Origin of the sequence: Candidatus Erwinia haradaeae, assembly GCF_900698925.1 — a bacterium.
Classification (GTDB): Bacteria; Pseudomonadota; Gammaproteobacteria; order Enterobacterales; family Enterobacteriaceae; genus Erwinia_E; species Erwinia_E haradaeae_I.
In genome coordinates this window covers 964,905-977,456 of record NZ_LR217713.1, presented here as the reverse complement: position 1 = coordinate 977,456, position 12,552 = coordinate 964,905, and the positions used below count along the sequence as shown (strand labels likewise).

The window sequence follows — 12,552 nt, the reverse complement described above, 5'->3', positions numbered from 1 at the left end:
GTTCCTTAGAAATAACCTTGTCGCTTTTTAAGTTCCATAGAGCTTGTTTGATCTTGGTCGATTAATCGCTCTTTTCGTTCGCTTGTATTAGAAATCAACATTTCAGCGATAATGTCAGGAATTGTTTTCGCATCGGATTCGATCGCTCCTGTTAACGGCCAACATCCAAGACTACGAAAACGAATCATTCGTTGTTCGATTTTTTCACTATTGTGTAAGTTAATTCGCTTATCATCAATCATAATAAGCATACCATTGCGTTCAAGAACTGGACGCATAGCTGCTAAATATAAAGGAACAATTTTAATTTTTTCTAGAAAAATATATTGCCAAACATCTAATTCAGTCCAGTTAGAGAGAGGAAATACTCGAATGCTTTCACCTTTATGAATTTGACCATTATAATTATGCCAAAGCTCAGGGCGTTGATTTTTTGGATCCCATTGGTGTAGATGATCTCGAAATGAATAGATTCGTTCTTTTGATCGAGATTTTTCTTCATCACGCCTGGCTCCTCCAAAGGCGGCATCAAATCCATATTTATTTAAAGCTTGTTTCAAGCCTTCAGTCTTCATAATTTCTGTATGTCGTGTTTTATTATCTAAAAATGGATTAGTATTTTCAGCTTCATTTGTTGAGTTGCGGTGTATTAAGAGTTCTGTGTTTATTTCTTTTGCGGTATGATCACGAAATTGATACATTTCACGGAATTTCCATCCGGTATCTATATGTAGCAATGGAAAAGCTATTTTTCCTGGATAAAAGGCTTTACGTGCTAAATGAAGCATAACTGAAGAATCTTTTCCAATAGAATATAACATTACGGGATTAGTAAATTCTGCTGCCACTTCTCGGATAATATAAATACTTTCTGCTTCGAGTTGTTTTAAGTGAGTACTATTGTTTGGATCCATTATATTGCCTTAAGAAAAATTAAGAATTAGGGTTTATGGTTCATTTTCGGTATTCTTAAACCATGAAAGCTGATGGTGCAAGTTTACTACTTCTCCGATTATTAATAATATGGGGGTGGGTATCTTGTGTGTTAATATTTCAAGTTCGTTCAGTGTTCCGATGAGCACTTTTTGGTCTGGATATGTACCGCGACTAATTATAGCAACAGGTGTTTGTAGATCTCGTCCGTTAATTATTAATTTTGAAGCGATAGCGCCTGCTGTAATAGAGCCCATATAAATAACTAGTGTTTGATTTGATTGTGTTAGATTTGGCCAATCAGTTATAGAATCGTGAGCACGGTAGTGTCCAGTAATGAAAAGAACACCCTGAGAATAATCTCTATGAGTTAACGGAATACCAGTATAGGCAGAAACACCAAGGGCTGTAGTGATACCGGGTACAACTTGGAAGGGGATTCCAGCTGATTTTGCTGCTTGTAGTTCTTCACCACCCCTGCCAAAGATAAAAGGGTCACCACCTTTTAGTCGCACAACACGCTTACCTTGTTTGGCTAGCTTGATTAGCATAAAATTAATTTCTTCCTGTGTGGTGCTATGAGAATTTGCACGTTTACCAACACAGATACGATCTGCATCGCGTCGACTTAAGTCGAGAACTTCTTCACTTACGAGAGAATCATATAGCAAAACGTCAGCTATTTGCATAACTTGTAATGCGCGTAAAGTTAATAAATCGCTATTTCCTGGTCCCGCTCCTACTAGAAAGATCTCACCTGACGATATGTTAATATCATCATTAATCTGTTGATCTAACGTTAACTTAGCTTCATTTAGCTGACCCCTTGCCACTTGATTAGAAAATACACCATTAAAAGCTTTATGCCAAAAATTTCGTCGTTCAGATAAGCTAAAGAATCGTTCTTTAACTTTATCACGCCACTCTCCAGCTATCTTTGCCATTAGTCCTAAATGGGCTGGTAGCAATGCTTCTATTTTTTCACGTAGTAATCGCGCAAGTACAGGTGCTGTTCCGCTAGATGAAATACCTATTATTATTGGGGATCGATCAATGATAGCAGGAAAAATACACGAGCAATGTTGTGGTTCATCTACTGTATTAACGAGAAGATAGCGAGAAGAGGCATCTTTATAAATACGCTGATTTAGTTTAGAGTTATTGGTAGCAGCAATGACTAGAAAGACTCTTTTTAGTTGTTGAGATTGATAAGTGGTAGAAATCCATTCACATTTATTCTTTTTATGTATGGCAATAAGTTCTTCACATAACTCCTGTGCTACTATTTGTATATGAGCGCCAGCTCGATTAAGCAACTCAATTTTTCGTGTTGCTACACGCCCACCGCCCACCACCAGTACCGGTTTATTTTTAAGATTAGCAAAAAGAGGTAGATAATCCACGTTTACCTTCATTAATTACATAACCGTATAATCAGCTATACACATCAATACGAAGTCTAATGCAATTTCTATTCAGAACAACTAATGACTGCATAGAATAACTTGAGGTTAGAGTTTAGAATAAGAGATTCTTAATATAAGATATTAAGAGTATTTACATGTTTCATATTGTATTCTTTTTATTGTCATATACATTTTAGGTGATGTAATACATAAATGTTATTTTTTCATTTAATATGGAAACAATCAGTAATTAGAGTGATCTACAGAAGAAACTGAATCAGAGTGTGTTCTTATTTTTTATAAATTCTAAACCAAACATTAGTTAGATTTTTTCCATTCATCTTTTTTTGGAGATTTTTTTGAATTTCGTGAGGATATTCTCCAACTCGTTGTTAGATTAGAAATAATTTAATTACTGTATATTCTTTAATTTAAAATGTTTAGTCGTTCTGAAATTATAGTCTAGATTCTATACTTAGATAGGTTATTTTAGTTTTTTTATTTTTTATTGGGATAGAGAGTAATTAGGTTCAGTTGAAAACTGTGTGACATAATTTACAAGATGTAGCGGTTTCAGTAATAAAATTCTATAAGCTTCATAGAATTTGATACAATATCTTAGATCATATTAATCTACTTAAGCGATCAAGGTCTGTCTGGTATACTGCTATTTTATCAAACCTTGGTTTGTCTTAAAAATATAATGTTAGATTATAAGAAACGTCATTTAGAGTTATGCACTAATTCATTTTGATAATTCGCATCAGTGTGTTATTGATCATGTAACTGGTGAGGGATTATATAGATGATAGTTTTTATATTTTTAATAAAATTTTTTATGGATTGATGAAAAGATTGGATGTTCGTATTATTTTATATTACTAATTCAAATTAGATTGTTCCTTATTAGATAAGTTTTATCTAACTGTACTTACTCGTGCAGCCCGCATTCTCGTTTGATTCCAAAGAAACGAGTGTCTTCCTCTTTCATTCCCGGTTGCCACTTTTTCGTACTGTGTGTATCTCCAATTGAGATATAACCCTTATTCCATAAGGGGTGGATGGGTAAATCGTGTTTTTGTAGATACTCATTAACCATCTGATCAGTCCAGTCTATAATTGGTAAGATTTTAAAAATTCCTTTATGGATCTCAAGAACAGGAAGTTGTGATCGATGAGTAGATTGGTTGCGACGTAAACCAGCAAACCATGTTTGTGCTTGTAATTTTTTTAGAGCTCTGTTCATTGGTTCTACTTTGTTAAGGTTGTTATATTTTTTTAGTCCATCCAGGCCTTGTTCCCATAACTTACCATAGCGCGCTTCTTGCCACGCAGGGCTGTTAGGGCAACGGAAGATTTTTAGATTAAGGTTCATCTTCTGTGTTAAATCATCAATAAATCGATAAGTTTCTGGAAATAGATATCCGGTGTCTGTAAGAATTACTGGAATGTCAGGTTTTTTTGTCGTTATAAGATGTAAACTGACTATAGACTGGATTCCAAAACTTGAACTTAAAATAGCTTGATGAGGTAGATTTTCCAGAGCCCATGCTACTCGGTTCTCAGCGGATAATTTATCTAGACTAGAATTAATATGAGCTAGATATATTATTTGTTGTGTTTTAGAAAGTGAATTTAGTTTGAGAAGATTCGGAGTTATCATTGCTAATCTCTTTTATGTCCAGAAGTCATTGGCTGGGTTAATTACTGGTTTGATTATATCAGCTCGAATGGTAAAATCACCAAAATCTTCATTTTGATATCGTTCTGTTGACCATCGGTAAATAAGTTTATCAAGATTGTTAAGGATTTGGTCTACATTAACATTATCTAGATACTTACGTGGAATACGTGTACCAACTCGATTGCCACCAATATAGAGATTGTATCGTCCTGGTGCTTTTCCAAGCAAACCAATCTCAGCTAATAATGCTCGACTGCATCCATTGGGGCATCCACTAACACGTACTATAATATACTCATGCCCTACACCGTGATTAGTCATAATTTCTTCTAGAGATGTGATAAATCTTGGAAGAAAGCGCTCTGCTTCTGCCATGGCTAGGGGGCATGTTGGAAATGATACGCATGCCATTGAGTTTATACGTTGGAGGCTAATATTATCTATAAGATTATATGATAAAGCTAGTTTTTCAATATTTTCTTTTTCTAACTCTGGTACTCCAGCAACAATTAAATTTTGGTTTGCGGTTAATCGAAAGTCTCCATGATGAATTTTAGCAATTTCTGCTATCCCAGTTTTAATTGGTCGATCAGGATAGTCTAGGATACGACCGTTTTCAATAAATAATGTTAAATTCCATGTATTGTTAATGCCTTGTATCCAGCCAATCAGATCACCACGGGTAGTAAATTTATATGGTTGTATTACCTTAAACTGAACATTAGCACGACGCTCTATTTCGGTTTTGAATATCTCAGGACCCACGCGATCTATTGTATATTTAGTTTTAGCGTTTTTACGATTAGTACGATTTCCCCAATCGCGTTGTATTGTTACTATAGCTTCTGCTACGTCAATAACTTTATTGAGTGATACATAGCCCAACTCACTAGCAGTTCGTGCATAAGTTAATTTATTTCCGTGTTCGATAGATAGGCCTCCTCCGACAAGTACGTTAAAACCGATTAGTCTGTTATTTTGAGACACAGCAACAAAACTCATATCATTAGCATGTACGTCAACATCATTATTTGGTGGAACAACAATAGAAGTTTTGAATTTACGTGGTAAATAGGTCGCCCCTAGTATGGGTTCTTCATCAGTCGTAGTGATTTTTTTTTGATTTAGCCAAATTTCTGCATAAGCACGGGTATGTGGTAAAAGGTGTTCAGATATTTTTTTTGCCCATTTGTATGTATCTTGATGTATCATTGATGCAACTGGATTGGAACTGCACAGTACATTTCGGTTTACATCATTTGCAGTAGCTATGGAGTCTAAACCAATATCATGTAGCATTTGATGAGCTGATTTTATATTATTTTTAAGAATACCGTGAAACTGAAATGTTTGTCGATTAGTTAAACGTATGCTTCCATATAGAGTTTTATTGTGAGAAAATCTATCGATTGCTAGCCATTGCTTCGGCGTGATAATGCCGCCAGGCAAACGACAACGCAACATGATTGCATGCCGAGCATCTAATTTTTGTTCTGCGCGTTCGGAGCGGATATCTCGATCATCTTGTTGGTACATCCCGTGAAATCGAATAAGGGAAAAATTATCGCCATGAAACCCGCCTGTTAAATTATCATAGAGATCTTCAGTAATACTTCCTCGTAAGTAGTTGCTTTCCTTTTTAATGCGTTCGGCATCATCTAGATGCCCTTCAACTATCAATGGGTTAGAGTGTTTTTTATTATTCATTAATAGACGTCTCTTTGATAACGGTGTTCGATACGCAGATCATTTAAAAAATCATCTGCTGTTTTAATATCCATTTTTCCAAATTTTTCAATTATTTTTAATAGAGCTTTTTCAACATCTTTAGCCATATGGCTGGCATTACCACATATATAAAGGTGAGCGCCATCTTGAATCCAGTTCCATATTTCCTCACCTCTAGTATAGATTCTATCTTGAACATAAATTTTATGCTCTTGATCACGTGACCAAGCTAAATCAATATGAGTTAATAAACCATTTTTTACATATCTTTGCCACTCTACTTGATATAAAAAATCTTCAGTAAAATGTGGGTTTCCAAAAAAAAGCCAATTTTTTCCACAGGCTTTTTCGCTATTTCGTTTTTGCATGAAAGCTCTAAATGGTGCGATACCAGTGCCAGGTCCAATCATAATAATTGGTTTTTTTGGATCCTTGGGTAAGCGAAAATGATTATTTTTTTCAATAAAAATACGTATTTCATCATTTTCATTGAGTCGATCTGCCAAATAGCTAGAGGCACCGCCAGATCGAGTTCGTCCATCTATATTAAATCGAACAACGCTCACTGTAATATGAATTTCGTTTTCATTTTCTTCTTGCGCGGAAGAAATGGAGTATAACCGTGGAGAAATTGGACGCAGTATGTTGATAAGATCTTGAGCATTTAGTTTAGCTGGAGAAGAGCGAAGCATTTCAACAATAGGTGTATTATTTGCATATTTTTGCAATTTATCTTGCGTATCAAGTTGTGTTATAAGCTGATTGTTAGATGAGAGCGAGGCATATTTTTTAATAATTTGAGTGGTATTGATTGTTAATTCATAATGAGTTTTTAGCGCCTCTTGGATTGAAATAATATTACCATTTACAATTACTGTATCATCAGAAGAAAGACATGTCAGATGCATTAATTCTTCTACTAATTTTGGATCATTTTCAAACCAGACCCCTAATGAGTCGCCTGGTTGATAGATTAAATTCGAATGGCTTATGTCAATTTCAATGTGACGCACATCTTGGTCGGAATTTCTTCCAGTGATTTTTTGATTGACTAAAAGGCGGGCTTTTAATGGTGTATCTTTAGTATACAAGGGATTATTTATTGAATTTATATTTTTTATGTTTGGTGTGATCACTTGATTAATGGTATCTAGAGATTGGTTTTGTAATATGTTAACCAATTCGGCACACCAAGAAGAAGCTTGATCAGAGAATTCTACATCAGCGTCTACTCGATTTAATAGGCGCGCAGCGCCTAGCTCCTCTAATCTTCTATCAAAATCTTTACCAGCTTGATTAAATAATTCATAAGAGCTATCACCTAATCCAAATACGGCAAATATACAAGAATTTATATTAGGCGCTTTTTTTGACATTAAAAATTTATATAATGCTAGTGCTTCTTCTGGAGGTTCGCCATTGCCTTGGGTAGATGTGATGAGCACTAATATTTTTTCTTGATTAATTTTTTTAAACTGATAGTCACTAGCATTTATGAGATTAGATTTTAATTTTTCAAGATTTAGTTTATCGTAAAGTTGCTTGGCCAAACGACGAGCATTGCCAGTCTGAGATGCAGAAATGATCGTAATAGTGGGTCTTGGGGTTTCTTTTTTTACTGAGTAGGATGTGTTTTTTTCTGCTTGATAAATGATTCCCGATATATAACCGGTAATCCAGGTTAATTGAGGGGACGAGCAATCATCTATGATTGAATGCAAGAGATCCAGTTTTTCCGGATTGAGTGGTAACATATTCTTCGCAGGTGCTTGAGTAGTCATTTCATCAAAATTCCAGATTTAAGAGATGTAAACAAAAAGGGTTAGGTTGATAGTTTTAATTTTTTTAAATAAGGGTTTTTTCAATTATCATGATAACCGAAATTTTTTTATTTTTTGTAAATAATTTATTTATTACCATAATTCTATTTTTATGCAAATTTTTTATTATTGTGATAACATGTGTTTTTATTAAAAGGTTAATTCTGGGTCTATATATCTCTGTTAAATCGTAGCATGCATCCAGGTAGAATCAGTATTCCTTTCTTAATATGAGAAAGTGAAAAATATAAATTTGGTGTATCTGGATAATATAAAAAATTAAATGAAGTATTGTTATTATTTTCTAGTGTGTATTGTTAGATTTTCAGTATATGATTGTAGTAGATCTACACAGAAGGGTAGAGGTTAATTGTTTTGTAAGATTTAAAAATTGCTATATGGATTGTATGATTAGAGCTTAAGATTTGTTATATATACAATATAGATATAGTTAATATAATTTGTGGATTCTGTTATTCAAAATATTCTGAGAAGAGATGGAATAATATACTTTTTTTATTTTTAGAACTGATAGTAACTTTTAATAAATTGATGGGTTTTGTAGAAGTGGGTTTAGGTTTATAATGATGAGTTAGTATTTAAAATACAGTTTGTTTTATAATATAGGATTGAGGTATTGATTTGACTTTTAAGCATTAATAAAGTGGTTCTAATAATAAAGTGGTTCTAATACATCTAATATAGTAGATGAGATTATTATTATTTTGATTCTTTTGATAGAAAAATTAAAATAATGAGATATTTAGTCATTCATAAGTGATTTATATTACGTTGTTTTCTGGTTTGTTATTGCATGCTAAAGTTAAAATAACTTGTATTATTAACAGTTAGATGATTTTCTGTAGAGATTAAGTATATTATCCATCTTATGGATCCATTAAGGCATCAGAATTAGAAAGAAGTATAAAATTGAATTTATATTTTTTAGGAAGTGTGATGATTCACTTAAAAATTTGGTACTGTTATTACAGTAAGGTAATGCCGTTGTTAAGAATTTATTGATATTGTTTAGAAGCTAAATATTTTAATCATAACTAGGTGTGGCGGTGCATAGTATATTTAAAGAGTTTCAGTTTGAAGCTGCACATTATTTACCCAATGTCCCTGCAGGACATAAGTGCGGTCGTTTGCACGGGCATTCTTTTTTAATTCGTTTAGAAGTAACTGGTGAATTAAATATTTATACTGGTTGGGTAATGGATTTTTCCAAGATTCAAAGTGCGTTTCAACCCATTTATGATCAGTTAGATCACTCTTATCTCAATATGATTCCAGGTCTTGCAAATCCAACTAGTGAATTATTAGTTAAATGGATTTGGATGAAAATGAAGGTATTGTTACCAATGTTAAGCGCAGTCTCTGTTCGAGAGACATGTACTTCTGGATGTGTTTATCGTGGTTAAATTTTTATTTCAGATCTTAATAGTTATGCATATAACTTAATCATTACTATGTTTTTAATTAGTAAAGTGTTAGATTTAGTAGATTGTAATGCATGGGGTGCATTAGGTTTTAGATTATGAATGCGACTATACAATTATATACTTAGAATATGATGATCTTCTCTTTAAAGAGAAAAGAGTAGTAAGTTGTTGTCTTATTAGTGACGATATTCAATTTTTTCTGTAATAATTTAGTTTAAACTTTTATAGATATGGCAATCTCTATATGGAATATCTACGAGAGATAAAGAGAGGAGTGTTCTAATTATTTTTCTAAACACAAAAGATAAGAGAATTGGGTTTAAAGTGATTTTCTTAATGTTTTTATCTGGTTTTTGTCATTCTTTTATATTCAGTCAAGATTAAGATATTTATGACTCTGAATTGATAGTCTCCAATTTCGAGTAATACATGTTTTAATACAGAGTTGTATGGCGTTGGTTTTTTGACTAATGGGTTGTAATGAAATAACACGTTGTTTATTATCATTAATCTTTTGAAGATAGGTGTCTAATTCATTTATATCACTTAAGCATCCGACTGGGTGCTTGATTTCGTCTGCTCGTACTAGGGCTTCATAAAGTACTGGATAGTGTCTGTTCATATTGATTTTTGGTGACACTGTAACCCATGTTTTTTTTGTACAAAGAACCAAATGAGTGCCGCTTGTTTCTATTTGACAAGTAAAACCTGCATTTTGTAATGTTTTGGTGAGTGGTATTAGATCATGTAAGCAAGGTTCGCCACCAGTAATCACAATGTGCTTGGCTGTCCATTGATGTCTGTAAATTACATCAAGAAGTATTTCTTTTCTTGCCATGCACCAGTGATTAGTATTTGTTTGTTTTTTAAGAATAAATTCTAGTGATACTTCTCGTTCCGAGAGTTTTTTCCAGCTATATTTAGTATCGCACCATATGCAGTGTATAGGACATCCTTGAAGGCGAATAAATATAGCTGGCCAACCAGAATACAGACCCTCTCCCTGTAAAGTTTGAAACATTGAATTGATTGGGTATGTCATTTTATACTCAATGAGTGATAAATTGGATGAATAATAATCATAGTATGCATTATTAATTTAAGAGTGAAATATAGTATATTTATGTACTATTTAGAAAAATAGTTATGAAATTGATTTTTAGAGACAATCTAATGTAGATTAGATAACTATATTATTATTGATTGATGATTTTTGAGTTTTTTTATACATGATAGTAATAAACAAATTAGATATATAATCTACGTATTATTTTATATGTGCTCTGATCGTATCTTTTGAATATCTATCTGGTATCCTAAACTTTGATATTTTTTATAGCGATTACGTGCTAGCTGTTTCCATGGTTGTTCATTTGGTGCAAAATCTATTATCTCCAAGAATTCAGAAAAAGAATTGATGAGATATGGTAAGAGATTAATAAGCAAGTTGCGTGGACCTGTAAAAACTTGATTTGACCATGTTATTTCTATTGGTGCACCGTAAGATGGGCCCTGTTGAGCTAGGTTATGAGGTACAAACGAATAAGTTGGTTGATTCCAAAGAGCTTGATCTATTTTAACAGCTTCTTTTTCGCTTGGACAAGATATCAGAATGCGTTTTCCTGTGCACCAATTTGTGTGTGCAAGATAATATATAAGTTTATCTTTAATTGTTGTTTCTTGAGATGAGTTTTCAGGTGGTAATAGATAAAAAGTTACATTTGTCATGCTACTGTCTTGTTTGTAAAATCAATAAATTATAATTCCATTGATTATTTATGATGTAATTAGAGTCTAAATGTTCATATTTAATACATAATATAAATTGTATAGATTATTCAAGTGGTCAATGGTGTTAATTTTTAGTGATTTTTATTCTTATAAGTTAGACCGATTTAATAAAAATTGAGATAGAAGAGATACTGGTCTACCCGTGGCTCCAGTATTGTTTTTAGAATCCCAAGCGGTTCCAGCTATATCTAAATGTGCCCAATGGTATTTTTTTGTAAAACGAGCTAAAAAGCAGGCTGCAGTAATTGCTCCGGCTTGTCCCTTTCCAATATTTGCCATATCTGCAAAGTTAGAATCAATTTGTTTGTGATATGCCTTAGTTATTGGTAGGCGCCATACCGGATCATTAGCTTGTCCTGAAGCTTTCAGAAGTTCATTGGCTAATAGATCGTCATTAGATAGTAGGCCGCTCATGTGATCTCCTAGGGCAATAACGCAGGCACCAGTTAGAGTGGCGATATCAATTACTATGTCTGGATGAAAACGCTTAACATAAGTTAATGCTTCGCATAATATTAAACGTCCTTCGGCATCAGTATTAAGAACTTCAACTGTGTGACCGGACATAGTAGTAAGTATATCCCCTGGGCGGTAGGCCGAGCTTCCGGGCATGTTTTCGCAACTAGCTAAAATTCCAATCACATTAAGAGGGATTTGAAGATCAGCTAATATATTCATTACAGCATATACAGATGCTGCTCCGCACATGTCATATTTCATGTGATGCATATTCTTTTCTGGTTTTAGGGAGATACCACCACTATCGAAGGTTACTCCTTTTCCAACTAGAACTATTGGGTTAGTTGTTTTATCTGGATGTCCTTTATACTCAATGATTGACATAAGAGATTTATTTTTTGAACCAGATCCTACTGCAATATAGGCATTCATACCTAATGCATTCATTTCTTTTTCATCCACAGTATAGGTGTTTATGTGGTGTCTGTAGGTTTCAGCCAAGTGATTAGTAAGAGAGGTAAGGTACGAAGAATTACAGATGTTAGGTGGCATATTACCTAGATCTTTAGCAATTTTAATCCCTTTTGCAATTGCTAGACCATGTTGCATAGCCTGCATTCCAGTAGTTAGTTCACGCTTGTTAGAGACATTAAAGGTAATTTTTTGGAGTACACATTTTGTTTTAGTCGTATGATTTTTAAATTGATTAAAGTCATACAATGCTTCATGAATAGCTTCTATTGCTTGGCGAATCGACCAGTAAACTTTATCTTCTGACATATCTGGTTCTAGAAGAAATAGAGCTGCTTCAATTGATGCAGTGTCATTTAACTTGCTAATTATTGCATAAATTATTTTTCTATACGTCTCTATATCATCTATCTCATGTTTTTTTCCGCAGCCAATCAGTAAAATGCGTTTAGAAAGAACATTTGGTATGTTATACAAGAGTAGACTTTGTCCAATCTTTCCTTCTATTGCGCCATCGCTCAATAGGGAAGTAAGATAACCATTGCTAATTGTATCTAGTTCTTCAGCTTTTGATGAAAGTTTTTGCGATTCAAATACGGCTACAACGATGGAGGAGGTATTGTGTTGTTTTGCAACTGTGCTGATTTTTACATTAAATTCCATATATTCTCCTAAATATATCTTGTGGTTTCAGTATTGTCTATAGCTTTAGTATATAGAAAGGATAGTCTTGAAGAATTTTAAGATTTGATCTTAATAAGTATTCTATTTAATATATAAATATTGTATTAATATATAAATATTGTAATAAATAT

At 33.3% G+C, this 12,552-nt stretch carries 9 protein-coding genes; 1 reads left to right on the top strand and 8 read right to left on the bottom strand.

The window, feature by feature from the left end:
* Window positions 1–5 precede the first annotated feature (5 nt).
* From cysD to cysJ, 5 genes are all read right to left on the bottom strand, one after another.
* On the bottom strand, window positions 6–914 hold the full coding sequence (gene cysD / locus HACICURV3402_RS02985; protein ID WP_157992828.1) for a sulfate adenylyltransferase subunit CysD: 909 nt from the start codon (window positions 912–914) through the stop codon (window positions 6–8).
* 33 nt (window positions 915–947) lie between these two features.
* Window positions 948–2,336 carry a siroheme synthase CysG gene (gene cysG, locus HACICURV3402_RS02980; RefSeq protein WP_157992827.1) on the bottom strand — a complete coding sequence of 463 codons (1,389 nt, stop codon included), beginning with the start codon at window positions 2,334–2,336 and terminating at the stop codon, window positions 948–950.
* Window positions 2,337–3,270: 934 nt separating this feature from the next.
* Window positions 3,271–4,002: a phosphoadenylyl-sulfate reductase gene (locus HACICURV3402_RS02975; protein ID WP_157992826.1), complete on the bottom strand. Its 732-nt coding sequence runs from the start codon at window positions 4,000–4,002 to the stop codon at window positions 3,271–3,273.
* A gap of 12 nt (window positions 4,003–4,014) precedes the next feature.
* Complete coding sequence (gene cysI / locus HACICURV3402_RS02970) at window positions 4,015–5,730, bottom strand: assimilatory sulfite reductase (NADPH) hemoprotein subunit (protein ID WP_157992825.1); 1,716 nt, start codon at window positions 5,728–5,730, stop codon at window positions 4,015–4,017.
* The gene (cysJ, locus tag HACICURV3402_RS02965) at window positions 5,730–7,532 is read right to left on the bottom strand and encodes an NADPH-dependent assimilatory sulfite reductase flavoprotein subunit (protein WP_157992824.1); all 1,803 of its coding nucleotides are present in this window, start codon (window positions 7,530–7,532) and stop codon (window positions 5,730–5,732) included. The genes cysI and cysJ overlap by 1 nt, the downstream gene beginning before the upstream one ends.
* A gap of 1,106 nt (window positions 7,533–8,638) precedes the next feature.
* On the opposite strand from cysJ, the gene queD reads away from it, so the two are divergent.
* Complete coding sequence (gene queD, locus HACICURV3402_RS02960; protein WP_232037523.1) at window positions 8,639–8,995, top strand: 6-carboxytetrahydropterin synthase QueD; 357 nt, start codon at window positions 8,639–8,641, stop codon at window positions 8,993–8,995.
* Between the two features lie 391 nt (window positions 8,996–9,386).
* On the opposite strand, the gene queE is transcribed toward queD, so the two are convergent.
* The 3 genes from queE to HACICURV3402_RS02945 all read right to left on the bottom strand — a co-directional run bounded on the left by queE (window position 9,387) and on the right by HACICURV3402_RS02945 (window position 12,400).
* Window positions 9,387–10,058, bottom strand: a complete 672-nt coding sequence (gene queE, locus HACICURV3402_RS02955; RefSeq protein ID WP_157992822.1) for a 7-carboxy-7-deazaguanine synthase QueE — start codon at window positions 10,056–10,058, stop codon at window positions 9,387–9,389.
* Between the two features lie 230 nt (window positions 10,059–10,288).
* Entirely contained in the window at window positions 10,289–10,744 is a 456-nt protein-coding gene (locus HACICURV3402_RS02950) for a DNA polymerase III subunit chi (protein WP_157992821.1), read from the bottom strand.
* Window positions 10,745–10,894: 150 nt separating this feature from the next.
* The gene (locus HACICURV3402_RS02945; RefSeq protein ID WP_157992820.1) at window positions 10,895–12,400 is read right to left on the bottom strand and encodes a leucyl aminopeptidase; all 1,506 of its coding nucleotides are present in this window, start codon (window positions 12,398–12,400) and stop codon (window positions 10,895–10,897) included.
* Window positions 12,401–12,552 lie beyond the last annotated feature (152 nt).

Excerpts from the sequence above, each read along its gene's own strand:
- cysD (WP_157992828.1), bottom strand. The coding sequence starts at position 914 with ATGGATCCAAACAATAGTACTCACTTAAAACAACTCGAAGCAGAAAGT.
- HACICURV3402_RS02975 (WP_157992826.1), bottom strand. The coding sequence starts at position 4,002 with ATGATAACTCCGAATCTTCTCAAACTAAATTCACTTTCTAAAACACAA.
- cysI (WP_157992825.1), bottom strand. The coding sequence starts at position 5,730 with ATGAATAATAAAAAACACTCTAACCCATTGATAGTTGAAGGGCATCTA.
- cysJ (WP_157992824.1), bottom strand. The coding sequence starts at position 7,532 with ATGACTACTCAAGCACCTGCGAAGAATATGTTACCACTCAATCCGGAA.
- queE (WP_157992822.1), bottom strand. The coding sequence starts at position 10,058 with ATGACATACCCAATCAATTCAATGTTTCAAACTTTACAGGGAGAGGGT.
- HACICURV3402_RS02950 (WP_157992821.1), bottom strand. The coding sequence starts at position 10,744 with ATGACAAATGTAACTTTTTATCTATTACCACCTGAAAACTCATCTCAA.
- HACICURV3402_RS02945 (WP_157992820.1), bottom strand. The coding sequence starts at position 12,400 with ATGGAATTTAATGTAAAAATCAGCACAGTTGCAAAACAACACAATACC.